The 23,684-nt window shown below is 66.7% G+C and carries 22 protein-coding genes; 11 read left to right on the top strand and 11 right to left on the bottom strand.

The genetic code is table 11. The annotated features are described in order from the left end of the window. Positions 1-21: 21 nt before the first annotated feature. From VVR85_RS05130 to VVR85_RS05115, 4 genes are read right to left on the bottom strand one after another with little or no spacing between them, the layout of a single operon-like run. Complete coding sequence (locus tag VVR85_RS05130; RefSeq protein ID WP_368519876.1) at positions 22-795, bottom strand: ABC transporter ATP-binding protein; 774 nt, start codon at positions 793-795, stop codon at positions 22-24. Continuing rightward, positions 795-1,742, bottom strand: coding sequence for a FecCD family ABC transporter permease (locus tag VVR85_RS05125; RefSeq protein WP_368519875.1), 948 nt, complete (start codon positions 1,740-1,742; stop codon positions 795-797). Before VVR85_RS05125 ends, VVR85_RS05130 begins: the two co-directional genes overlap by 1 nt. Positions 1,743-1,750: 8 nt before the next feature. Next, positions 1,751-2,710, bottom strand: coding sequence for a FecCD family ABC transporter permease (locus VVR85_RS05120; protein ID WP_368519874.1), 960 nt, complete (start codon positions 2,708-2,710; stop codon positions 1,751-1,753). Positions 2,711-2,769: 59 nt separating this feature from the next. Next, positions 2,770-4,836 (bottom strand): PhoX family phosphatase, encoded by a 2,067-nt coding sequence (locus VVR85_RS05115; RefSeq protein ID WP_368519873.1) that lies wholly within the window; start codon positions 4,834-4,836, stop codon positions 2,770-2,772. Between the two features lie 162 nt (positions 4,837-4,998). On the opposite strand from VVR85_RS05115, the gene lysS reads away from it, so the two are divergent. Next, entirely contained in the window at positions 4,999-6,570 is a 1,572-nt protein-coding gene (lysS, locus tag VVR85_RS05110) for a lysine--tRNA ligase (protein ID WP_368519872.1), read from the top strand. A 59-nt stretch (positions 6,571-6,629) separates the two neighbouring features. Here lysS and VVR85_RS05105 read toward each other — a convergent pair whose 3' ends face one another. From VVR85_RS05105 to VVR85_RS05090, 4 genes are read right to left on the bottom strand one after another with little or no spacing between them, the layout of a single operon-like run. Beyond that, positions 6,630-6,722: a hypothetical protein gene (locus tag VVR85_RS05105; protein ID WP_368519871.1), complete on the bottom strand. Its 93-nt coding sequence runs from the start codon at positions 6,720-6,722 to the stop codon at positions 6,630-6,632. Then, positions 6,703-7,131 (bottom strand): CAP domain-containing protein, encoded by a 429-nt coding sequence (locus tag VVR85_RS05100; RefSeq protein WP_368519870.1) that lies wholly within the window; start codon positions 7,129-7,131, stop codon positions 6,703-6,705. Before VVR85_RS05100 ends, VVR85_RS05105 begins: the two co-directional genes overlap by 20 nt. Before the next feature lie 33 nt (positions 7,132-7,164). Next, a complete protein-coding gene (crtI, locus tag VVR85_RS05095) occupies positions 7,165-8,658 on the bottom strand; it encodes a phytoene desaturase family protein (RefSeq protein ID WP_368519869.1) in 1,494 nt (497 codons plus the stop codon). Beyond that, entirely contained in the window at positions 8,655-9,500 is an 846-nt protein-coding gene (locus VVR85_RS05090) for a phytoene/squalene synthase family protein (RefSeq protein ID WP_368520041.1), read from the bottom strand. Before VVR85_RS05090 ends, crtI begins: the two co-directional genes overlap by 4 nt. A gap of 215 nt (positions 9,501-9,715) precedes the next feature. Here VVR85_RS05090 and VVR85_RS05085 point away from each other — a divergent pair, with 215 nt between their 5' ends. The 3 genes from VVR85_RS05085 (at position 9,716) to VVR85_RS05075 (ending at position 13,954) form a co-directional block, all read left to right on the top strand. After that, positions 9,716-12,403 (top strand): ATP-dependent Clp protease ATP-binding subunit, encoded by a 2,688-nt coding sequence (locus VVR85_RS05085; RefSeq protein ID WP_368519868.1) that lies wholly within the window; start codon positions 9,716-9,718, stop codon positions 12,401-12,403. A 92-nt stretch (positions 12,404-12,495) separates the two neighbouring features. Continuing rightward, a complete protein-coding gene (locus VVR85_RS05080) occupies positions 12,496-12,666 on the top strand; it encodes a DUF4236 domain-containing protein (RefSeq protein ID WP_141759328.1) in 171 nt (56 codons plus the stop codon). 34 nt (positions 12,667-12,700) lie between these two features. Continuing rightward, positions 12,701-13,954 carry a threonine/serine exporter ThrE family protein gene (locus VVR85_RS05075; protein WP_368520040.1) on the top strand — a complete coding sequence of 418 codons (1,254 nt, stop codon included), beginning with the start codon at positions 12,701-12,703 and terminating at the stop codon, positions 13,952-13,954. Here VVR85_RS05075 and VVR85_RS05070 read toward each other — a convergent pair. Next, positions 13,951-14,820 carry an A/G-specific adenine glycosylase gene (locus tag VVR85_RS05070; protein WP_368519867.1) on the bottom strand — a complete coding sequence of 290 codons (870 nt, stop codon included), beginning with the start codon at positions 14,818-14,820 and terminating at the stop codon, positions 13,951-13,953. The genes VVR85_RS05075 and VVR85_RS05070 overlap by 4 nt on opposite strands. Positions 14,821-14,870: 50 nt before the next feature. Here VVR85_RS05070 and VVR85_RS05065 point away from each other — a divergent pair, with 50 nt between their 5' ends. Both VVR85_RS05065 and VVR85_RS05060 read left to right on the top strand, forming a co-directional pair. Next, the gene (locus VVR85_RS05065; protein WP_368519866.1) at positions 14,871-15,497 is read left to right on the top strand and encodes a carbonic anhydrase; all 627 of its coding nucleotides are present in this window, start codon (positions 14,871-14,873) and stop codon (positions 15,495-15,497) included. A gap of 81 nt (positions 15,498-15,578) precedes the next feature. Then, positions 15,579-16,304: a hypothetical protein gene (locus VVR85_RS05060; protein ID WP_368519865.1), complete on the top strand. Its 726-nt coding sequence runs from the start codon at positions 15,579-15,581 to the stop codon at positions 16,302-16,304. On the opposite strand, the gene radA is transcribed toward VVR85_RS05060, so the two are convergent. Beyond that, the gene (gene radA, locus VVR85_RS05055; RefSeq protein WP_368519864.1) at positions 16,301-17,662 is read right to left on the bottom strand and encodes a DNA repair protein RadA; all 1,362 of its coding nucleotides are present in this window, start codon (positions 17,660-17,662) and stop codon (positions 16,301-16,303) included. The genes VVR85_RS05060 and radA overlap by 4 nt on opposite strands. A gap of 87 nt (positions 17,663-17,749) precedes the next feature. Then, positions 17,750-18,340 carry a hypothetical protein gene (locus tag VVR85_RS05050; protein ID WP_368519863.1) on the bottom strand — a complete coding sequence of 197 codons (591 nt, stop codon included), beginning with the start codon at positions 18,338-18,340 and terminating at the stop codon, positions 17,750-17,752. A gap of 255 nt (positions 18,341-18,595) precedes the next feature. Between VVR85_RS05050 and VVR85_RS05045 the strand changes: the two genes are divergently transcribed. From VVR85_RS05045 to VVR85_RS05025, 5 genes are read left to right on the top strand one after another with little or no spacing between them, the layout of a single operon-like run. Beyond that, positions 18,596-19,183 carry a CarD family transcriptional regulator gene (locus tag VVR85_RS05045; protein ID WP_368519862.1) on the top strand — a complete coding sequence of 196 codons (588 nt, stop codon included), beginning with the start codon at positions 18,596-18,598 and terminating at the stop codon, positions 19,181-19,183. Then, complete coding sequence (ispD, locus tag VVR85_RS05040; RefSeq protein ID WP_368519861.1) at positions 19,183-19,950, top strand: 2-C-methyl-D-erythritol 4-phosphate cytidylyltransferase; 768 nt, start codon at positions 19,183-19,185, stop codon at positions 19,948-19,950. Before VVR85_RS05045 ends, ispD begins: the two co-directional genes overlap by 1 nt. Next, complete coding sequence (ispF, locus tag VVR85_RS05035; RefSeq protein ID WP_368519860.1) at positions 19,913-20,401, top strand: 2-C-methyl-D-erythritol 2,4-cyclodiphosphate synthase; 489 nt, start codon at positions 19,913-19,915, stop codon at positions 20,399-20,401. Before ispD ends, ispF begins: the two co-directional genes overlap by 38 nt. Positions 20,402-20,440: 39 nt before the next feature. Continuing rightward, a complete protein-coding gene (nagE, locus tag VVR85_RS05030; RefSeq protein ID WP_368519859.1) occupies positions 20,441-22,531 on the top strand; it encodes an N-acetylglucosamine-specific PTS transporter subunit IIBC in 2,091 nt (696 codons plus the stop codon). Beyond that, positions 22,531-23,670, top strand: a complete 1,140-nt coding sequence (locus tag VVR85_RS05025; RefSeq protein ID WP_368519858.1) for an N-acetylglucosamine-6-phosphate deacetylase — start codon at positions 22,531-22,533, stop codon at positions 23,668-23,670. The genes nagE and VVR85_RS05025 overlap by 1 nt, the downstream gene beginning before the upstream one ends. The last annotated feature ends 14 nt before the right edge of the window (positions 23,671-23,684 follow it).

Raw genomic sequence — 23,684 nt, 5'->3', positions numbered from 1 at the left:
TCCCTAGAAGGTTAGCCTAACCTATCGCGGCACCACCAAGGGTCCCCCACTTATGGGGTCAGTAGCAATGACCGCCTCGAGGCCGAAAACTGCGGCCAAAAGGTCCTCGGTGAGGACCTCGGTCGGGGAGCCCTGGGCCGCTAGCTTTCCGTCCGCGCCGAGCAGAATTAGACGATCGGACCAGCGGGCCGCCAGGTTCAGATCGTGGAGGACCATGATGGCGGTGCTGCCCCGGGCATCGACTAGTTGCCGGACCAAGCGCAGGACGTCGACGGACGTCGCCAGGTCGAGGTACGTTGTGGGTTCGTCGAGCAGCATGACTGGGGTATCTTGCGCGATGGTCATAGCGATCCAGGCGCGTTGCCGCTGCCCGCCGGAGAGCTGGTGGAGGGGCCGGTCCGTGAGATCGGTTAGGCCGGTGGTGGTGACTGCGTCGGTGTAGACGGCGTCGTCGCCGGCAGACCAGCGCTGGTACCACGTCTGGTAGGGGTGCCTCCCGCGCGCGACCAGCTGGCCGACCGTCAGCCCCTCCGGGGCCACGGGGGATTGCGGCAGCATGCTCAGGTAGCGGGCGCGCTCCCGCCGGTTCCAGCTGCCCAGATCGCGGTTATAAAACTCCAGCTTTCCAGTGTGGGGCAAGAGTCCGCACAGGGACTTGAGGAGGGTGGATTTTCCGCAGCCGTTCGGGCCGATGAGGCAGGTGATGCCGCCTTCCGGCAGGCGCAGGTTCAGGTCCGTGACCACGGGTTTGTTCCCGTAGCCGACGCTGACGTTGTCCAAAGAAAAGATATCCATCACACAGTTTCCTTTGCTCGGGTGCGCATGACCAAGATAAACAGCAGGGGTGCGCCCAGGAAGGCGGTGACCACGCCCACCGGCAGCGGCCACGGCAGCACCACGCGGGCGACGATGTCCGCCCACAACAGTGCGGTAGCACCCACCGCCGCGGAGAAAAGCAGCGGCGGGGTGGGGGCGCGGGAGACCATTCGCGCCACGTGCGGGCTCACGAAAGCTAAAAAGCCGATCGGACCGGCGGCCGCGACGGCAACGGCAGCCAGCACGACTGCCACCAGCAGCTGGATGAGCTGGGCCAGGCGGACGTTGTGCCCCAGGATGTGGGCGGTGGCGTCGCCGAGGCTGAGCGCGGCCAGTTGGAAAGAAAGCCAACCGGCCAGCGCGACGGCGATGACCACGGTGGCCAGGGGAACCCACGCGTGGTGCCAGTCCCTCCCGTTAAGGGAGCCGGCCATCCACATGCGGGCGCTGGCCGCGCGATCCAGCTGCGCGTAGGCCAGAAGCCAGGTGGTGAGCGAGGACAAAAACATCGACAGGCCCACGCCGACCAGCACGATTTGCACCATGCTGCGGCCCCGGCCGGCCAAAAAGACCATGGCCACGGCGGTAAGAGCCGCGCCGAGGATGGCGGCTACCGGCGTCATGCCCCAACCAAAGACGATGGCGGCCACCGCGGCTAACGATGCCCCGTTGGTCACCCCCAGGATATCGGGGCTGGCCAGCCCATTGCGGGCGACGGACTGGGTGAGCGCGCCGGAGTAGGCCAGCGCCGCGCCGACCACCAGGGCAACGACGGCGCGCCCGAGCCGGAATTCCAGGATGACCGCGCGGTGGGCGGCCGAGCCGCCGCCGGTAAAAACGGCCACCACGTCGGAGAAGGAAAGCGCCAAATCGCCCTGCATGACGGAGACGACCACGCCGAGGACAGCCAGGGCAATGAGAGTCAACCAGCGAATCATAGGTTGCCTCCAATCTTGTTGCCGCGCACCAGGAGGATGAAGATCGGGACGCCCAGCAGCGCCAGGACGATGCCCATGGGCAGCTCCCCGGGGCGGGCAAGCAGGCGGCCCAGGATGTCGGCCAAGAGGGCGCACACCCCGCCTACGAGGCCGGACAGGGGGACAATCAGGCGGTAGTCCACGCCGGCTAGCCGACGGGTGATGTGCGGGGCGGCCAAGGCGATGAACGCCACCGGACCGGCCGCCGCCACGGCCGCGCCGGTCAGGCCGGCGATGACGATAACCCCGCCAGCTTGGACCGCCGAGACGGGCACGCCTAGGGACTGCGCGGTGGCATCGCCGAGCAGTACCAGGTTGACCAGCGGGGACAGCAGGATGGCGGCCACCAGGCTGACGATGCCGATGGGCGCGGTGACTTCTACCGTCCCGAAGTCGCGACCCGCGACCGAGCCGGTGGCCCACTGCCGGATGGCGTCGAGCACCTCGTCGTTGGTGAGGACCAGGGCGTTGACCAGCGCCATGAGGACGGCCGACAGGGCCATGCCGGCGAGCACGAAAGTCAGTGGGCTACCGCTGGAGTTAAGCGCGAACAGCAGGCTGGTCACTAGGACCGCGCCCAGGATGGCGGGCCAGACGAAGGAATCCGTCACGCCGGTCGACACGGCCAGCGCCACCGCCGCGGCCGCCCCGGCGGTCACGCCGAGGATGCCGGGATCGGCCAGCGGGTTGCGGGTAAAAGCCTGGGTGAGCGCGCCCGCGGCACCGAGACAGGTGCCGGCGATGAGCGCGAGAAGAGTGCGCGGGAGACGCTGGATGCCCAGGAGCATCTCGAATTCGTCCGCGGGCGCGCCGGGGTCGAAAGCGTAGCGGAAACCGCCCGGGATGGCCTCCCATACTTGCGCAAAAGTGGTCGCCCGCGCGCCGACAAAGAGGCTTGCCAGACACAGGGCGACCACGAGCGCTAGGCACAAGGGTGCGACTAACCTAAACCTGAACACAGTTAGGTTAGTGTACCCTATACGCCGATGTTGCCGTTTTCCTTCCAGACGACTACGACGGCCGGGCGCGGGGTGGAGTTGCCACCGTCCGGCCAGTGGGAGGAGGGCTCGTCGAAGGCGGCCTCGTCATCCTCGCCCGGGTGCTGGACGTTGACCATGACGCGCTCGTCGGTGACGATGGGCCCGCAGGTCTCGGCCCCGGTCGGGACGGTGAGGAAGCACTTGAGCTCGCCGCGGGTCTCGCCTTCCGTGGTGACCGCGTACAGGCCGTCGTTGGACTCGAGGGCGTTGCCGTCGGTGGAGATCCACAGGTTGCCGTGGGAGTCAAAGGCCAGGTTGTCCGGGCAGGAAATCGGGGAGACCTTCTCCTTGTCGAAGCCGCCGAAGTAGGAGTCCGCGGTGGCCGGGTCGCCGCAGACCAGGAAGAGGTTCCAGGTGAACTTTTCGCCGGCGTGGTCGTCGGAGATCTCCATGACCATGCCGTTCTTGTTCTCCTTGACCGGGGCCCATTCCTTCGGGTCCTCCTGGTTCTTCCCCGCGTCCTCGCCGGTGGCGCCGCGGTAGGAGTTGTTGGTCAGGGCGGCGTAGACCTTGCCGGTCTGCGGGTGGATGTCCACGTCTTCCGGGCGGTCCATCTTGGTCGCGCCCGCCTTGTCGGCGGCCTCGCGGGTGAAGATGGCGACCTCCTCGGCGCTGAAGCCCTCCACGTGGGACTCGGCCTTGTCGCCGTCCACGGTCAGCAGCTTGTTCCACACGCCGGTGCCGTCGAACTTGCCGTCTTCCGGCAGGACGCCGGAGCCGTCGATCTCCTCTTCCGGGGAGTTGCCCTTCAGCTCGGCGACGTAGAGGGTGCCGTTGTCCAGGATGGTCATGTTGTGGCGGGTGTCGCCCTCCTTGATCTTGCGGGAGGAGACGAACTTGTAGATGTACTCGAAGCGGGCGTCGTCGCCGGAGTAGGTGACCACCGTGCCGTCGTCGGTGACGTGGACGTTCGCGGACTCGTGCTTGAAGCGGCCCAGGGCGGAGTGCTTAATGGGCGTCGACTGCGGGTCGAGCGGATCCAGCTCGATGACGTAGCCGAAGCGGTTCGGCTCGTTCGGCGTCTTGGCGATATCGAAACGGTCGTCGAAGCGCTCCCACTTGCGCTGGGAGGGCTCGTCCTCGAAGCCGAAGCGGTCCAGGGACTTCTGGGCGCGCTCGTCGTCGACCTTGGCGTTGGCGAAGTAGGCGTCGAAGTTTTCCTCGCCGGACAGGATGGTGCCCCACGGGGTAACGCCGCCGGAGCAGTTAGCCATGGTGCCGGAGATGGTGGTGCCCTCCGGATCCTTGTCCGTCTTCACGTACTTCGAACCGGCCGCCGGGCCGGTCAGGCGGAAGGGCGTGGTCAGGGTGATGCGGCGGTTGAGCGGGCCGAACTCCCGCTTGAGGTTGCCGCCCTCAGCCTTGGAGACCTCCAGCACGGTCAGGCCGTGGTTGGCCCAGCCGATCTTCGCGTGCTCCTCGGTGGGGTTCTCAGCGTCGTAGTCCGGGAACATCTGCGGCTCGGTGGTGTACTCGTGGTTGCAGACGTAGACCAAGCGCTCCGGGTCGTTCGGGTGCTCTACTAGGCCGGCGAAGTCGTTGTTGAAGCCGAACTGCTTCTCCGCGTCCTGGGAGGTCTGGTTGTGGACGTCGAATTCCGGGGCGCCCTCGATGACCGGATCGCCCCAGGCGATGAGCACGGACTGCTGGTAGCCCTTAGGTACGACGACTTCGTCCTTGGTGTTCGGCTCGACCGGCTCGAACTTCATACCCTCGGCGGAGGTCAGTTCGACGTCGGCCTCGGTGGTGGTGGTAGAGGCGCTGCCGGTGTTCTCCTCCGGGGCCGAGCAGGCAGCCAGGGCGGCGCTGCCGCCGACGGCGACGACGCCCAGGCCGCCGGCGCGCAGCGCGGTGCGGCGGCTGAACTGATCGCCGAAGTACGGGTTGGAGGTCGGGTTGTCTGCCTCCCCGAAGCAGGCGTTGCCGCACTTGTAGGTGCAGGTCAGGCTGGAACGGGAGGAAGTAAACAAGGAACTAAGAAGATTACGGCCCTTCAGTGCCATGGGTGAATGCTCCAAAATCGATTATAGAAAGTCATGGAAAGTTGCGCCTAGAACTTAGTTCGGTGAAGTAACTGGATATTTAGATTCAGATTGATATCGGACGACGTTTTCATGAAGTACGGGTTAACACCGCCGCAGATGGCATGCGGTATTCTGTTGGGCGTGAGCGAGCAAAAGAAGAATGAGACCCCAGACATCCCGGAGCAGCTACGGATCCGCCGCGACAAGCGCGCCCGCCTGCTCGCTGACGGCACCGAGGCTTACCCGGTGTCGGTAGCCCGAACCACCTCCCTGGCCGACCTGCGCGCCAAGTACCGCGTGCTGGCCGAGGACGAGGCCGCCGGTTCGGAAGAAGGCGTAACCTACCTGGCGGTAGGGGAGGAGACCGAGGACGTCGTCTCCATCGCCGGGCGCCTTATCTTTATGCGCAACACCGGCAAGCTGTGCTTCGCCACGCTGCAGGACGGCGACGGCACCCAGGTGCAGGCCATGCTCTCCCAGGCCGAGGTCGGCAAGGAGCGCCTCGATGCCTGGAAGCAGGACGTCGACTTGGGCGATTTCATCTCCGTGACCGGCCGGGTCATCTCTTCTCGCCGCGGCGAGCTGTCCGTGATGGCCACCGAGTGGACCATGGCCTCGAAGTCCCTGCGCCCGCTGCCGGTCTCGTTTGCCGACATGGCTGAGGACACCCGCGTGCGCCAGCGCTACAACGACCTCATCGTGCGCAAGGAAGCGCGCGACAATGCCATGATCCGCATCAAGGTCGTGCGCGCCCTGCGCAACTACCTGGAGTCCCAGGGCTTCAACGAGATCGAGACCCCGATGTTGCAGACCTTGCACGGCGGCGCGGCAGCTCGCCCGTTCGTGACCCACTCCAACGCGCTGGACATCGACCTCTACCTGCGCATCGCCCCCGAGCTGTTCCTGAAGCGCGCGGTGGTCGGCGGCATCGATCGCGTCTTTGAGATTAACCGCAACTTCCGCAACGAGGGCATCGACAAGTCTCACTCGCCGGAGTTCGCCATGCTCGAGACCTACGCGGCCTGGGGTGACTACAACGACTGCGCCCGCACCACCCGGGAGTCCATCCAGGCGGTGGCCCAGGAGGTCTTCGGCTCGCAGAAGGTCACCCTGGCCGATGGCACCGAGTACGACTTCGGCGGCGAGGAATGGCCGGAGATTGAGATGTACCCCTCGCTGAACGAGGCGCTGGCGCGCAAGTTCCCGGGCCAGCCGGAGGTGACCATCGACTCCTCCGTGGAGGAGCTCAAGGGCATCGCCGACGTCATCGGCCTCGAGGTCGGCACCGGCTGGGGCCACGGCAAGCTGGTGGAGGAAATCTGGGAGGTGCTCTGCGAGGACCAGCTCGAGGGCCCGATCTTCGTCAAGAACTTCCCGGTGGAGACCTCCCCGCTGACCCGTTCGCACCGCACCCAGCCCGGGGTTACCGAGAAGTGGGACCTCTACGTGCGCGGCTTCGAGCTGGCCACCGGCTACTCCGAGCTCATCGACCCAGTCATCCAGCGCGAGCGCTTCGAAGATCAGGCCCGCCTGGCCGCCGGCGGCGACGAGGAGGCCATGGTCCTGGACGAGGACTTCCTCGCCGCGATGGAGCAGGGCATGCCGCCGACAGCCGGCACCGGCATGGGCATCGACCGCCTGCTGATGGCCCTGACCGGCCTGGGCATTCGCGAGACGGTGCTATTCCCCATCGTTAAGCCTGAGCAGAGCTAAAAAGGGCAAGAAAAAGCAGACCAGAGAGTGAATCCGCTCTCTGGTCTGCTTTTTAGGTTCTAGTCGTGGCCGAAGTTCTGGACGACGTAGAGCCTGCCGTCGGCAGCCTGGGCTACGCCCACGCCGAGGGACTTAGCTTCCGGATCCAACATGTTCTTGCGGTGCCCGGGGGGAGTTGGCCCAGCGGTTGACGAAGACGCGGCCGGAGTCACCGCGGTTGCCCTGGGCGATATTTTCGCCACCCGGGCGCATATTCGCCGGGTAGTGCTCCCAGTAGTTGGCTCGGTGCTTGAACTCGCCGGTGCGAGCGATGGTCTCGGCCCAGTCCTGGGCCAAGTCGTTGAGCGCGGCGTTGGCCTTGACCGGGGCGAGGCCGTTCTGGGCGCGGAAGTCGTTGGTCGCGTCGAGGACGGCCTGCTGGCTGGCCGAGGACGTTGCGGCCGGCGGCGCGGCAGGAATCGAGCTGCCGGAGGAGATGCCGCCGATGATGATCCCCAGAATGGTGAGCAGGGACAGTACAGCGGAGATGATCTGCTGAATATTGAAGTTGAACCGTGGCATGGTGAGGTTTCCTCTTCGAGAGAGAGATAGGGCCTACACCTTTAGTTTAAATTCCTTCACGGCTGTCAGTACATTTTCGGCAGAAATGAGGCACATTGGTACCCCCACTCCGGGAACGGTCGTGGCCCCGGCATAAAACAGGTTGTCAATCTTTTTCGATTGGATACGCCCGCGGAAGAACGCGGACTGGAACAAGGTGTGCGCGGGCCCGATGGCCCCGCCGGACAGCGAATGGTAGCGGTCGGCAAAGTCGGCGGGGCCGATGGTGTGCTGGACGAAGACGCGGTCGCGCAGATCCGGGACGTTTGCCCACTCGGCCAGCTGGTCGAGCGCCCGGCTAGCGATGCCGGCGACCGTCGCCGATTCCTCCCCGTAGGCGCTGCCCTGGCCGAGGGCGGCATCGGCGGCAGCGGGCACCAGGATGAAGAGGTTCTCGCACCCTTCCGGGGCCACGGAGGTATCGCTAGCCGAGGTCTTGCAAACGTAGATGGAATTCGAGGCGCCACCTTTTCGGAAGACAGCGTCGAAATCGGGGTCCCAGTCGCGGCTGAATAATAAATTGTGGTGGGCAAGTTCGGGCAGCGGACCGCGCACACCAGTCAACACCAGCACCGCGGACAGCCCCGGATCGCGACGGTCGAAGAACTTATCGGAGAAGGTCCGCTGGTGGGCGGGCACCAGGCGGGTCTCCGTGTGGTGGAGATCCGCAGCGGAGACCACTAGGTCCGCCGGCAGCGTGCCGCGGTTGGTGGTCACTTCGGTCGCCTGCTTGCCGTGCGTGACGATCGCGGTGGCCTCGGTCTCCCACTGGAAGTGCACGCCCAGGTCGGTGGCGAGGTCCAAAAGCGCGTCGATGACCGCGGCGAAGCCGCCCTGCGGGTAGCGCACGCCCTGGGTGAGATCCGCGTGGCTCATCAGGGAATACAGCGCTGGGGCGGCGGCCGGCTCCGTCGACAGGAAGACCGCCGGGTAGGTCAGGACCTGGCGCAGCAGGGGATCGCTAAAACGCGAGCCGACGTAGCTTTGTAGGGACTGGCCCAGGAGCTTCGCCAGGCGCGGCAGGCGTCGCAGGATATCGGGGTGCAGGAGCTGCGAGGGGTGGCTGAAGGTGGTGTAGAGGAAGTGCTTGAGCGCCAGCCGGTAGGTATCGCTGGCGGTGGCGAGGTAGTCGCCTAGGCGAGCGCCCTGCCCGGGCGTGCGTTGGTCGAAAAATTCGACCACGGTGCCGTCGATGTCCGCGGCGTGGCCGGCTTCGTTGAAAATCCGGTAGGCGGGGCTCAGTTCGGTGAGCTCGAAGAAATCACTGGTGCGGTGCCCCAGCCGGCCGAAGAAACGCTCGAAGACCTCGGGCATCAGGTACCAGGACGGACCGGTGTCCCACTGGAAACCGGAGTCGGTGAATCTTCCCGCTCGGCCGCCCGGCTCGGCGAGGCGATCGACCACGGTGACCTCGTAGCCTTCGTCCTGCAGGAGGCAGGCGGTGGCCAGGCCGGCCACGCCCGCGCCGATAACAACGCAGGTACTCATGCATTCCTCCAGAGGCTGCCGGCCAGGATCTGGGCCTTACGGGGCGCGGGCACCCGGATCCGGCGCGCGTACAGCTCGTCGACGCTGGCGCTGTCGATGCGCTCGTTTAGGTCCGTAAACAGGCCCGTCGCGGCGAGGACTCCCCTACGTGCGCCGGGCGGCAGGAGGTGGGCGGCGCGGCGCGCGCGGGCGAGCTCGTCGCGGATCTCCGCGCACCACCGGCGCTTGGTGGAGGCATCCAGCTCCGGGAGGTAACCCCGCCCCAGGCAGTCGGTGTCCTCGGCGAGGTCTCGGAGGAAGTTGACCTTCTGGAAGGCCGCCCCGAGGGCCTTTGCCCCGTCTGCCATGGTGGCCCGGTCTTCTTCGGCGGGGTGGCGCCCGACCAGGAAGATATCCAGGCACATCAGGCCGATGACCTCCGCCGAGCCGTGGATGTAGCGCTGGAGGCTCGCCGCGTCATGCGGGGAGGGGTCCAAGTCCCTGCGCATGGAGGCGAAGAACGCGCGGATGTGGTCTTCGGAGAACTGGCAGCGGCGCTGCGCGTTCGCCCACGCGTGGAGGACCGGATCGGTGTGGAAGGCGGCATCGGCAGCGTGGACGACCTGCTCCTCGTAGCCGTCCAGCAGGGCGCGGATGTCGGCGGTCTTGGCCTCCGCGGCCGCGCCGTCGACGATCTCGTCCGCAATGCGTACCACCGCGTACAGGGCCTGGATATCGCGCCGGATCGCAGCGGGGAAAAGCCGGGTACTCCACGAGAAACTGGTGGAATAGTAATTGATAATGCGACCCGCGGATTGGCCCGCGGCGGCGTGGTAGTGCCGGAGCGCCGAGCGGTGGGAAATGTTCACGAAGCCTTTCATAATTGGACTTTTCCCTAAAGCCTAGTGCGGGGTAATTCACCCCGCTAAATTCGCCTGTTCGCTACCGGCGTACAGGTTCATGACCTGCTAAAAGCGGCTGATTTACTACCTTGGCGCAGAAAGTGAGAATGGAGGCTGGGGAAAGCGCGTTAGAGTGGATAGAGAATTTAGGAAAAACCACAAGGGGTAGATAGCAGATGTTCGAAAGGTTTACTGACCGTGCCCGCCGCGTCATTGTCTTGGCGCAGGAAGAGGCACGCATGCTCAACCACAACTATATCGGCACCGAGCACATCCTTTTGGGCCTTATCCACGAGGGTGAAGGCGTAGCCGCCAAGGCGCTGGAGTCCATGGGGATTTCCCTGGAGGACGTGCGCCGCGAGGTCGAGGAGATCATCGGCCAGGGAACCCAGCCGCACACTGGGCACATCCCGTTTACCCCGCGCGCGAAGAAGGTCCTGGAGCTGTCCCTGCGTGAGGGCCTGCAGATGGGCCACAAGTACATCGGCACGGAGTTCCTGCTGCTGGGCCTTATTCGCGAAGGCGACGGCGTCGCCGCGCAGGTGCTGACCAAGCTGGGCGCGGATCTGCCGCGCGTGCGTCAGCAGGTTATTCAGTTGCTGTCCGGTTACGAGGGCAACAACCAGGAAAACGACAACAGCAACAAGGGCGGCGGCCCCGTGGGCGCCGGTGCCGGCGGGCGCGGTTCCCAGGGCAACTCTGGGGAACGCTCTAATTCCCTGGTGCTGGACCAGTTCGGCCGCAACCTGACCCAGGCCGCCAAGGACGGCAAGCTGGACCCGGTCGTCGGCCGCGAGTCCGAGGTCGAGCGCATCATGCAGGTGCTCTCGCGCCGCACCAAGAACAACCCGGTGCTCATCGGTGAGCCCGGCGTCGGTAAGACCGCCGTCGTCGAGGGCCTGGCCCTGGACATCGTTAACGGCAAGGTCCCGGAGACCCTGAAGGACAAGCAGGTCTACTCCCTGGACCTGGGTTCGCTGATCGCTGGTTCCCGCTACCGCGGCGACTTCGAGGAGCGCCTGAAGAAGGTGCTCAAGGAGATTAACCAGCGCGGCGACATCATCCTGTTCATCGATGAGATCCACACCCTGGTTGGTGCCGGTGCCGCCGAGGGTGCTATCGATGCCGCCTCCCTGCTCAAGCCGAAGCTGGCCCGAGGCGAGCTGCAGACCATCGGCGCGACCACGCTGGAGGAATACCGCAAGCACATCGAGAAGGACGCCGCGCTGGAGCGCCGCTTCCAGCCGGTGAAGGTGGAAGAGCCCTCGCTGGAGGACACCATCAAGATCCTCAAGGGCCTGCGCGACAAGTACGAGGCGCACCACCGTGTGTCCTACACCGACGACGCCCTGAAGGCGGCTGCCTCCCTGTCGGATCGCTACATCAACGACCGCTTCCTGCCGGATAAGGCCGTGGACCTGCTGGACGAGGCCGGCGCCCGCATGCGCATCAAGCGCATGACCGCCCCGGACTCTGTCCGCGAGGTCGACGACCGGATCGCCGAGGTCCGCCAGGAGAAGGAAGCGGCCATCGACGCCCAGGACTTCGAGCAGGCCGCCGGCCTGCGCGACAAGGAGCGCCAGCTGGGCGAGGAGCGCGCCGAGAAGGAAAAGCAGTGGCGCAATGGTGAGCTCGAGGACATCGCCGAGGTCGGCGAGGATCAGATCGCCGAGGTGCTGGCGCACTGGACCGGCATCCCGGTCCTCAAGCTCACGGAGAAGGAGTCCTCGCGACTGCTGCACATGGAAGATGAGCTGCACAAGCGGATCATCGGCCAGGACGAGGCCGTCAAGGCCGTCTCCCGCGCCATCCGCCGTACGCGGGCGGGCCTGAAGGATCCGCGCCGTCCTTCCGGTTCCTTCATCTTCGCCGGCCCGTCCGGCGTGGGTAAGACGGAGCTGTCGAAGTCGCTGGCTAACTTCCTCTTCGGCTCGGATGATGACCTCATCCAGATCGACATGAGTGAGTTCCACGACCGCTTCACCGCCTCCCGCCTGTTCGGTGCCCCTCCGGGATACGTCGGCTACGAGGAGGGCGGCCAGCTCACGGAGAAGGTCCGCCGCAAGCCGTTCAGCGTGGTGCTCTTCGACGAGATCGAAAAGGCCCACAAGGAGATTTACAACACCTTGCTGCAGGTCCTTGAGGACGGCCGCCTGACCGACGGCCAGGGCCGCGTGGTGGACTTCAAGAACACCGTGCTGATCTTTACCTCGAACCTGGGCACCCAGGACATCTCCAAGGCCGTGGGCCTGGGCTTTACCGCCGACGCCGCCTCGGATCAGGACGCGCAGTACGAGCGGATGAAGGCCAAGGTTAACGACGAGCTGAAGAAGCACTTCCGCCCGGAGTTCCTGAACCGTATCGACGAGGTCGTGGTCTTCCACCAACTCAACGAAGAGCAGATCATGGAAATGGTCGACCTGCTCATCGGCCGCGTGTCCAAGTCCCTGCAGGAGCGTGACATGGACATCGAGCTCAGCGAGAAGGCCAAGCGCCTGCTGGCCAAGCGCGGTTTTGATCCGGTGCTGGGTGCGCGCCCGCTGCGCCGCACCATCCAGCGCGAGATCGAGGACCAGCTCTCGGAGAAGATCCTCTTCGGCGAGATCGGCGCGGGTGAAATCATCAGCGTCGACGTGGAGAACTGGGACGGCGAGTCCAAGGACAACTCGCAGGCCACCTTCACCTTCAGCCCGCGCCCGAAGCCGCTGCCGGAAGGCACCTTCGAACAGGAGCTGGACGAGGACGAGGTCCGCGAGAACGAGGAAACCGGCGAGCCGGAGGAAATCACGGCTGATACCCTGCCGGAAACGCCTGAGAACCAAGGCGATGAGGACGGCCCGGCCGGAGCCGGCCAGCCGATGTAAGACGTCGCTGACGTGATAAAGCAGCCTCCTGCGGGAGGTTGCTTTTTTAGTGCCTGTAAACCGGGCACTAAGCGTGAGTTAGAATCACTGGCATGGGATTGCAATACCGCTCACGCAAGAAGACCGGCAAGAACAGCTGGATTAACTTTTCCGGCCGCGGGGCCTCGGCCTCGACCAAGATTGGTCCGGTGACCTTCAACTCCCGCGGCGGGTTCTGGGTGAACCTGCCCGGCGGGCTCAACTGGCGGGGACGCTGGCGCTAAAGTGACCCCGCCGCCATACGAAAAGCACCGCCGCATGGGCGTAGAGGCCGACGTGGTCTTGCGCCTGGGAATGTTGCTCATGGGGGCGGGCACGTCGGGCTACCGTGTCCTGCGCGGGATGAAACGCGCGGCGCGGGCCCTGGGCTTCGACCGGCTGGACGCGACGGTCGGGCTCACGCAGATTACCTGTACCTTCCACCGCGGCGAGCTTTTCCGCACGGTCATTTCCCGGCAGCATTCGCCGGCGGTGGACGCCTCCCGCATTGAGGCGCTAGAGGATCTGACGCGGCACCACCTGCACTTCGGGATAACCGCCGAGGAGCTGGCGGAAAAGCTCGACCGGATCGAGCACAACGTGCGCAAGCGCTGGAACGGCTGGGTGCTCTCGGCTGCGGCGGCCGTGGCGTGCGCGGCCTTCGCGCTGCTGAATTTCTTTCCGCTGGCGGCGGTGGGCATCGTCGCCTTGGCCGCTTTTAGCGGGCAATTCGTGCGCCATTTCGTGCTGAGCAACCACGTCCACCAGATCGGCGGCATCGTGGCCGGCGGGGCGACGGCCAGCCTGGTCTTCTTCCTCGTGACCGAGCTCGTCGGGGCGCTCGGGCTGGCCGACCCAGGGGATTTTTCCTCCGGCTACGTGGCGGCGGTGCTCTTTTTGATCCCGGGTTTCCCGTTGTTCTCCGCCCTGATTGATATCGCGCGCTTCGACTTTGATGCCGGCATGGTGCGCCTGGCTTATGCCTTCACCGTCATTTTCGCCGCCACCTTCACCGTGGCCATGGTCAGCTGGCTGACTGACTTGAACCCGGCCCCGCCGGTGCCGGCTACCGATGCCACCTGGTACACCATGGCGGTCCTGGCCAGCTTCTTCGGCATCGCCGGTTTCGCCTTCCTGTTTAATTCCTCCCGCCGGATGATCCTGGTGGCCGCGATGGTGGGCACCGTGGCGAACGCGGCGCGCCTTCTGCTGCTGCACCTGGGCACCACCGGGTATTTCGCGGCGTTTTGCGGCGGGCTGGTCATCGGCCTGCTGGGCGCGCTGGCCTCCCGGAAGGCGCGGCTGCCGCGGATTACCACGACGGTGCCGGCCGCGGTCATCATGATCCCCGGGGTGACCATGTTCCGGGCAGTCTACTACCTCAACGAGGGGCAGATGGAACAGGCCCTGGCTAACCTGGCCACCAGCATGATGGTGGTCGCCTCCATTGGTGCCGGCCTGGTCCTGGCCCGGCTGTTCACGGACCCGGACTGGGCGCTGACCCGGCTCATCGATTTTTCCATCCGGACCTAGCGCGGCAGGTGGAAAAGGCCCTGCTCGTCCTGTTCGGCGAGGCCGTCGGCCAGAAGCGAGGCCAGTGCCCGGGAGCGCTGCGGGGCGTCCGGCCAGACGACGTCGATGTCGGCCTGGGGGACAGGGGCATCGGCAGCGCGCAGCACGTCCATGATCTTGCCGCGCACCTGCCGGTCGGTGCCGGCAAATTTCTGGACCCGCTTCTTGGCCTTGGTCAGCTCCTCGGCGCTCGGGCTGGGGCAGCCGGCGGCCTGCCAGGCGCAGGACTCCTTCAACGGGCAGGCGGGGCAGTCTGGGGACTTGGCGCGGCAGACTAGCGCGCCCAGCTCCATCAGGGCCACGGAGACGGTGGGGCCATCGTCCTCCGGCAGGAGCTCGGCGACCTGGGCGAGCTCCTTCTTGGAAGGGTTGGGGGCTAAGAAATTGCCGTTCTCGGCCCGCTCGACCACGCGCCTCACGTTGGTGTCGACCACCGGGACGTTGTGGCCGTAGTGGAAGCAGGCCACGGCGCGGGCGGTGTAGTCGCCGATGCCCGGCAGGCTGAGCAGATCATCGACACCGTCGGGGACCTCGCCGCCGTGCTCGTCGCGGACCACCTGGGCGCATTCCCACAGGCGCAGGGCGCGGCGGGGGTAGCCTAGCTTGCCCCAGGCGCGCAGGACCTCGTCCCGGCTGGCGGCAGCGAAATCGGTGGGGGTGGGCCAGCGGCGCATCCACTCCTGCCAGACGGGCGCGACGCGGGCCACCGGGGTCTGCTGGCTCATGACCTCGCTGACTAGGACGCCCCACGCGGTGGTCGACGGCTCCCGCCAGGGCAGGGGCCGGCGGGCGTGGGCGAACCATTCGAGCAAAGCACCAGTATCCATATCTGTGCAGGAGTCTAATAGGAGCGGTGCGCAGGACTATAATTTGAGCCATGCCACTGAAAGATAAAAAGCAAAGCCCCCGGGAAGTCTGGGAGACCCTCCAAGCCGGTAACGCGCGCTTCCGCGACAACTCTCCGCTGCACCCGCACAACGACGAGGAGCGGCGGGCCGGCCTGCGCGGCGGGCAGGATCCCCGCGTGGTGGTCCTGTCCTGCTCGGATTCCCGCGCCCCCGTGGAGATCCTCTTCGACCTGGGCCTGGGGGATGCTTTCGTCATCCGCACCGCCGGGCACATCCTGGATACCGCGGTGAAGGGCTCGCTGGAATACGCCCTGGAGAACCTGAACTGCAACCTGGTGGTTATCTTGGGCCACCAGTCCTGCGGCGCGGTCGCCGCCACCGCCGCGGTGGTGGACCAGCACGCCGAGCTACCCGCCGGCTTCCAGCGCGCGATCATCGAGAAAGTCGCGCTGTCGACGCTGAAGTCCAAGCGCGCCGGCAGCTCGAGCACCGACGACTACGAACGCCAGCACGTGCGCGAGACCGTCGATCAGCTCGTGGCTAGCCTCTCGGTCCTGCAGCACAAGGTCGAGGAGGGGACCGTCGGCGTCGTCGGCGCCCGCTACCTGTTGGAGGACTCCACCGTCGAGACCCTGGTGACCCACGGGCTGGACTGAGCTGCGAAACCGCCGGCCAATCGAAGACACACCCCTGAAGGTGCCAGCCGTCGCCGCTGCTAAGGCAATAAACTATAAGCCGTGACTAACCGTAAACCCCAGCAGAAGCGCCCCCTGCCCAACGAGATCTACCAGCGCCGCCGCGTCGCGGCGTTGGTCATCATCGTCGTGGTCGTCGTTCTGCTGGTCTGGGTCCTAAGCATGGTCGGCGGTTCCAGCAACGACGAGGCGACCGAGCCGGCCGCCGAGACCACCTCGGAGTCAACCCCGGCAGCGGAGACCGAAACGACCGCGGTGGAATCAGAAACCGAGTCGGAATCTCAAACGGCAACCGAGTCTGAGACCGAGTCGGAATCTGCCCGCGAGAGCGAGGACGCGGAAGCGAGCTCGGAGCCGGTCGCGGCCGACGCTAAGGACACCTGTCAGCTCTCCGATCTGGAGATCACCGCCAGCAGCGACAAGGCCACCTACGGTGAGGGAGAGCTGCCCACCTTCTACATGACGGTGGAAAACCCCACCAAGGCCGACTGCAAGATCAACCTCGACGACCAGGAGCTGCGCTTCGAGGTCTACAACCTGGGCACCAACCAGCGGATGTGGGCGGACACAGACTGCTACCCGTCGGTGCAGGAAGGCGAGCAGACCTTCGAGTCTGGCAAGAAGCGCCACTTCCAGGCGACCTGGTCGCGGCAGACCTCCGCCCCGGAGCAGTGCAACAACCGCTCCGCCGTGGAGCCGGGCGGCTACTACCTCCACGCCGTCATCGGCGACAACCCGTCGGCGGCCCACACCTTCAACCTGTCCTAGGGGCTGACCAGCTCGATCGCCTCCCGTAGCGTCTGCGCCTGGCGCACCTGCAGGTTGGTCTCCAAGTTCTTCGTGGCCGGGACGATGGCGCTTTCATAGCCCAGCCGGGCGGCCTCACTCAGCCGGCGCGCCAGGTTGGGCACTGGGCGCAGCTCGCCCGCCAGGCCGACCTCGCCGATAACGACGGTGCGCGGCGGCAGCGGCTGCTCGTGCAGGGAGGACCACGTGGCCAGCGCGACTGCCAGATCCGTGGCGGTCTCCGAAATACGCACGCCGCCGACCGTGGCGACGTAGGCGTCCTTGTCATTGGTGCGCTGCCCGGCCCGGGCCTGCAGAACCGCCAGCACCATCGGCACCCGGTTGGTGTCCAGGCCGGTGACCACGCGGCGCGGGTTCTTGGCCACCGGGTCCACGGTCAAGGCCTGGACCTCGGCCAGGATGGGGCGCACGCCGTCCATGGCCACGGTCACCGCGGAGCCGTCCGGGGTGGTCCCGCGGTGGGAGAGGAAGAGGCCGGACGGGTCGGCGACCTCGCGGATGCCGGTGGCGGTCTGCTCGAAGCAGCCGACCTCATCCGTGGCGCCGAAACGGTTCTTCATGCCGCGCAGCATGCGCAGGCTGGACTGCTTGTCGCCCTCGAAGTTCAAGACCACGTCGACGAGGTGCTCGAGCACCCTAGGCCCGGCCACGTTGCCGTCCTTGGTGACGTGGCCGACCACCAGGATGGGGATCCCCGTCGACTTGGCCAGCGTGGTCAGCGCCGCGGTCACGGCCCGGGACTGAGCCACGCCGCCGGCCACGCCCTCCACGCCGGGCGCCTGCATGGTCTGGACCGAGTCGACGATGATGAGCGAGGGCTGGGTCTGCTGCACGTGCCCGAAGACGACGTCCAGGTTGGACTCGGCCGCCAGGTACAGGGTGTCCTGCAGCGCGCCGGTGCGCTCGGCGCGGGCGCGGACCTGGCCCGCCGACTCCTCCGCGGTGACATATAACGCGGTGCGGTCCTGCTGAGTCCACCGGGAGGCGACCTCCAACAGCAGCGTGGATTTGCCCACGCCGGGCTCGCCCGCCATGAGCACCACGGAACCCGGGACGATGCCCGTGCCGAGCACCCGGTCCAGCTCCGAGATGCCGGTCTTCCGCGTGCGGGTGGCCGAGGCGGCGATCTTGGTCATCGGCTGCGCCGGGCTGGACGGGGTGAGCCCTTGGGGCTTGCTGGCGGTCGCGGCCGTCGGGCTGGCCGGCGTGGATTCCTGGAACGTGCCCCACGACCCGCACTCCGGGCAGCGCCCCAGCCACTTCGGGGAGACGTAGTTGCACTCGGTACAGGTGTGGATGGGACGCTGCTTCTTTGCCATGACCCTAGCTTAAAACACACCCCGGACATTCCCGCAGAGACAACAAAACCCCCGGCCGTAGCCAGGGGAGATGAGGAGTTTTAGCGCTTAGTGGCCGGAGGGCTCCTCGGTGGTGTAGCCCTCGGTGGACTCGACGTCGCGGTTGTACTTGCCGGCTTCCTTCTGGGAGGCGGCGACGGTGGCGTTGACCTCGATGTCGCCGTTGGAGAACTGGAAGACCACGGTGCGGTGGCCGGCGTAGCCGAAGTCGTCATCCTGCATGGTGGTGGCGACGTACTGGATGTCGTCCGACTCAGCCTGCGGCATGTTGTCCAGGTTCTCCTGGGAGTCGCCCACCAGGCGCTGATCGCGGTTGATCGGCTCGACGGAAGCCGGCTGCAGCTGGACTTCCTGGCCGTCCACGGTGATGGATTCCAGCTCGGCTGCCTGGTCCTCGTAGCCCTGATTCACGGCGGTGAACTTCAGGGAGGCGTGCTGGTTGTCCGGCTCGACCAGGATGGTCACGTCGCGCACCGCAATCAGGCCATCTTCGGTGGAAGCTTCGGAGCCGTCAACGGCAGCGACCTGGTCGGCGGTCTGGGTGACATGGCCGGCGGAGCAGGAAGCCAGCGCCAGCGCGGACGCAGCGGTAACCGAAACGATGACACCGCGACGGGCGGCAGACTTCAGGGACTTCACTTTGGGTTGTCCTCCATCAACTAAAGATCACAGGGATTTGTCGATCATCAAGCCTAGTATTTTTTCCAACCAAGTACACAGTTTTCGACCTCAACGTGACCTAGCCCCCGCTCTAGGGAGGGCAATTGGGGGTGTACTTTTGGGGGATGTGGCCGGCCGGCGCCGGGGGAGGTGGCGCGTGGTAGAATATTTGTCCTATGTGCCTGCCAGGCAGGCTTTAGGGGTACCTCTTTAACAATCGAGCAAGGAGTGGCAATGGAGTTCAAGGTCGGAGAGGTGGTTGTTTACCCGCACCACGGCGCCGCGGTGATCGAAGACATCGAGCAGCGCGTGATGGGCGGCGAAGAGCTGGAGTACCTGGTGCTCCACATCAACCAGTCCGACCTGGTTGTCCGCGTGCCCTCCAAGAACGCCAAGAAGGTCGGCGTGCGCGACGTGGTGGGCAAGGAAGGCCTGGAAAAGGTCTTCTCCGTCCTGCGCGAGGAGGACGTGGAAGAGGCCGGCAACTGGTCTCGCCGCTACAAGGCCAACCAGGAGCGCCTGGCCTCCGGTGATATCAACAAGGTCGCCGAGGTCGTGCGCGACCTCTGGCGCCGCGATCAGGACCGCGGCCTGTCCGCGGGCGAGAAGCGCATGCTGGTCAAGGCCCGCCAGATCCTCGTCGGCGAGCTGGCCCTGGCCAAGCCGGTCGATGACGCCAAGGCGGACAAGATGATGGACGAAATCAACGCCACCATCGAGCGCCACCGCGCCGCCGGCCTGATCGAGGACAATTCGGTGACCACCGACGTCGACACGGACGACGTCGACCTGGGCGACCTGTCCTTCGACGACGAAGACTAGTGACTCGCCGGGTTATCGCGCTCGTCGCCGCCGCCGGCAGCGGCACGCGGCTGGGCGCCGAGCTGCCGAAGGCCTACGTCGAGCTGGCCGGCCGCAGCCTGCTGGAACGCTCCGTCCAGGCGATAATTAATTCCGCCGTGGTGGACGAGGTCGTCGTTCTCATCAACCCGGTCATGCGCGCCCACGCCGAGCGCGCCCTGGCTAGCCAGGCTAAAGAGATCCCGCTGCGCTTTGTCGCCGGCGGCGGCGAGCGCGCCGACTCGGTCTGGGCCGGGCTGCAGGCCATCGAGCACGAGGACGCGGTGGTGCTGGTCCACGACGCCGCCCGCGCGTTAACGCCCCCGGGGATGATTAGCCGGGTCGTGCGCAAGGTGCTCGACGGGGCGCCGGCGGTCATCCCGGTCCTGCCGGTCGCCGACACCATTAAAGAGGTGGCGGCCGCGGATACTTCCCGGGTGCTCTCCACCCCGGACCGCAGCCTGCTGCGCGCGGTCCAGACCCCGCAGGGCTTCGACCTGGCCACCCTGCGCCAGGCCAACGAGGCTTATTTCGCCACCGATTCTCGCGACTTCGTCGCCACCGACGACGCCAGCCTCATGGAATGGTTCGGCTGCCCGGTCGTGACTGTGACAGGTGATGCCATGGCATTTAAAATCACTACCCCTATAGATCTGCGGTTGGCTCAGGCCGTAGTATCTGAGGCTGAACCCACAGTATTTGAGGTGCCTAATGAACGAACCGATCCTGCCCAAGGTGGGCATCGCTAGCGACGCCCACCAGATCGAAGCCGGCAAGCCCTGCTGGATCGCCGGCCTGCTTTTCGCCGCCGACGACGGCTGCGAGGGCCACTCCGACGGGGACGTGGTCTCCCACGCCTTGGTCGACGCCCTCCTGTCGGCCGCGGGGTTGGGGGACCTGGGCTCGTTTGTGGGCGTGGGCCGGGCCGAATACGACAACGTATCCGGGGCCCGCCTGCTCACCGAGTGCCGGGAATTCTTGGCCGCGCACGGCTACCGGATTGGCAACGCGTCCGCGCAGCTTATCGGGCAGACCCCGAAGATGGGCCCGCGGCGCGAGGAGGCCGAGCGCACCCTCACCGAGATCCTGGGCGCTCCCGTGAGCGTTTCCGCTACCACCACCGATCACCTGGGCTTTACCGGCCGCAAGGAAGGCCGCGCGGCCATTGCCACCGCCCTGGTGTATTCCGACCGGGGCTAAACCTGCCCGGTTGTCACAAAGCTAAGGAGTAAAAGCGCCATGGACAAGGTCATGGGACCGCTGCAAAAGCTCGGAAAGGCGCTGATGGGCGCGGTGGCGGTGCTGCCGGTCGCGGCGCTGATGACGGGCATCGGCTATTTCCTCGACGCCCGGGGAGGTGAACGCTTAAGCTTCTTGGCCTCCGTCTTTCAGCAGGCCGGCGGGGCGGTGCTGGATAACCTCGGCGTGCTCTTCGCCATCGCCATTTCCTTCGGGCTGGCCAAGGACTCCAACGGCGCGGCCGCGCTGTCGGGCTTCCTCGGTTTCTTCACCGTGACCAAGCTGGTCGGACCGGAGGCCGTGGCCAACTACCGCGGCATCGAGGATCCTGCCGCCCTGGAAGGCCAGCAGGCCCTCGACTGGGCGGCCCAGGGCTGGGACGCGGTCGGCCCGGCGAACGTGCTGCTGGGCATTTTCGTCGGCGTGCTCGCCGCCTGGACCTATAACCGCTTCCACGCCACCAAGCTGCCGGATGCGCTGGCGTTCTTCTCCGGACGGCGCCTGGTGCCCATCCTGACCTCCCTGTTTTCCATCGCGCTGGCCGGGGCCTTTTACTTCCTCTGGCCGGTGCTCTACACCGCGTTTTTCAACTTCGGCCAGTGGATCCAGGGCATGGGCGCCATCGGCGCCGGCGTCTACGGCGTGTCCAACCGCCTGCTCATCCCGACCGGCCTGCACCACGCGCTGAACGCCATCTTCTGGTTCGACGTGGTCGGAATTAACGACATCGGCAAGTTCCTGGGCGGTGCGGACACCCTGGTCGCCGCCCAGGCGGCTAGCGATGCCGCCTCCTGCCCGGGCGTCTGGGACGGCGCCAACTGCGAGGTCATCGGCGTTATCGGCCAGTACCAGGCGGGCTTTTTCCCCGTGATGATGTTCGGCCTGCCGGGCGCGGCGCTGGCGATGACGCTGCGCGCCAAGCCGTCGCGCCGCAAGGTGGTCGGCTCTCTGATGCTGGCCGGCGCGCTGGCCTCCTTCCTCACCGGTGTCACCGAGCCCATCGAGTTCTCCTTCATGTTCGCAGCACCCCTGCTGTTCGTGGTGCACGCGATCCTGATGGGCATTTCCATGGCGATCGCCTCCTTCTTCGACTGGACGGCGGGCTTCGGCTTCTCCGCCGGCTTCTTCGACATGCTGCTGTCCTCGCAGAACCCGCTGGCCAACCAGTGGTGGATGCTGCTGGTGATGGGCGTGGCCTACTTCTTTATCTACTTTGGCCTCTTCTACTTCCTCATCGGCAAATTCAACCTGAAGACCCCGGGCCGCGGCGACGACGAGGAAGACGCGCCGGAAGACGGTGGTGACAGCGCGGAAGGCGACGACCAGCTGGCCGCGCAGGCCGCCCGGATCCTGGCCGGCCTCGGCGGGGCGGAAAACCTCAACACGATGGAATACTGCACCACGCGCCTGCGCACCACCGTGCACGACCCGCAGCGGGTGGAGGAGCAGACGCTCAAATCCGCGGGCGTGGCCGGGGTATACCGGCCTTCGGCCAAGGGCGTGCAGGTCATCATCGGGCCCAACGTGCAGTTCGTCCACGACGAGGTGCGGCGCCAGATGGAGCACCCGGTGGCGGTTTCGGCTCCCGCTCCGGCTGTCGCGACCGCGTCCCCGGAGAAGGCGGGCATGACGGAGCTGTCCGCGCCCACCGAGGGCAAGGCCATCCCGCTGGAGGAGGTGGCGGATCCGGCCTTCGCGGGCGGCCAGGTGGGCCCGGGGTTTGCCATCGTGCCGGGCAACGAGGACGAGCTGGTCGTGGCCTCCCCGATAGCCGGCGAGGTCACCATGGTGGCCAAGACCAAGCACGCGGTCGCGGTGCGCAGCGCCGAGGGCCTGGACGTGCTGGTCCACATCGGCTTGGACACCGTGGGCCTGCGCGGGGCGGGCTTCGAGGTCCTGGTCAGCCGCGGGGACGCGGTGGAGCCGGGCCACCCGCTGGTGCGCGTGGACGCGGCCGCCCTGCGCGAACGCGGTATCGACCTGACCACCCCGGTGGTCGTGACCAACAAGAAGAAAGTCGCTGAGACCACGCTGATCCGCACCGGGGACGTGGCCGTGGGCCAGCACGTCATGGAAGTGGAGTACCGCTAATGGCCGGTTGTACCGTCGCCGCCCGGCTCACCGACGGCCAGGCCGAGCCCTACCCCGCGCAGGTGCGCGTGGATGCTGAGGGCGTTATCGAAAGCGTGGAACGCCTCGAGTCTTCCCCCGATAAGCTGGGTATTATCGCGCCGGGCTTGGTGGACGTCCACAACCACGGCGGGGCGCGCGGGGCCTTCCCCACGGGAACGCTCGCCGAATGCCGGCAGGCGGCCGAATTCCACCGTCAGCAGGGCAGCGTCCACCTCCTGGCGAGCTTGGTCTCCGGGACGGAGGAGGAGCTGACCCGCCAGGTCGGCGTGCTGGCGCCGCTGGTGGCCGAGGGCGTGGTGGACGGGATCCACTTGGAGGGCCCGTTCATCCACACCGCCAAGTGCGGGGCGCAGGCCCCGGACCGCATCCAGGACGGCGACCCGGCCATGCTGCGCCGCATCCTGGAGCGCGGCGCGGGTGCGGTCCGCCAGCTGACCTTCGCCCCGGAAACGCCCCACGCCCGGGCGCTGGTGGACGCCTGCGTCGAGTACGGTGTCATCGTCTCCTTGGGGCACACCACGGCGGACTTCGCCACCACGGCCGAGATCCTCGACTACGCGGTCGCCCGCGGGGCGACGGTCACGGCCACGCACCTGTTCAACGCCATGCCGCCGCTGCACCACCGCCAGCCCGGGGCCGTGGGAGCCCTGCTCGCGGCCGCCGCCCGCGGCGAGGTGGCCGTCGAGGCCATCGGCGACGGCGTGCATCTGGCCGACGGGACCGTGGACGTCATCGCCGCCTGCGCCGGGGAAGGCCTGGTCCTGGTCACTGACGCGATGGAGGCCGCCGGCATGCCGGACGGGGCCTACCGGCTGGGCCCGCTCGACGTCGTCGTCGCCGGTGGGGTGGCGCGGCTGGCCGGCGGGGACGGCGCCATCGCGGGCGGGACGAGCACCCTGGCCCAGCAGTTCGCGCGATTTAGTGCCCGCCACGGGGCGCCCGCCGCGGCGCGGGCAGCCTCCGTTAACCCCGGCCGCCTGCTGGGCCTGGATCAGGCGCGTGGCCTGCAGGTGGGCCACCCCGCGGAATTCGTGGAATTCGACCCCGCCGGGGACGTTCGCACCGTCTTCGCCGGCGGGCAGCGATTGCGGGGATAATAGGGCTAAAGCAC

Source organism: Corynebacterium sp. LK2590 (assembly GCF_040946105.1).
Lineage (GTDB): Bacteria > Actinomycetota > Actinomycetes > Mycobacteriales > Mycobacteriaceae > Corynebacterium.
Note: the sequence above shows the minus strand (reverse complement) of the source record. Positions and strands in the feature narration are given on the sequence as shown.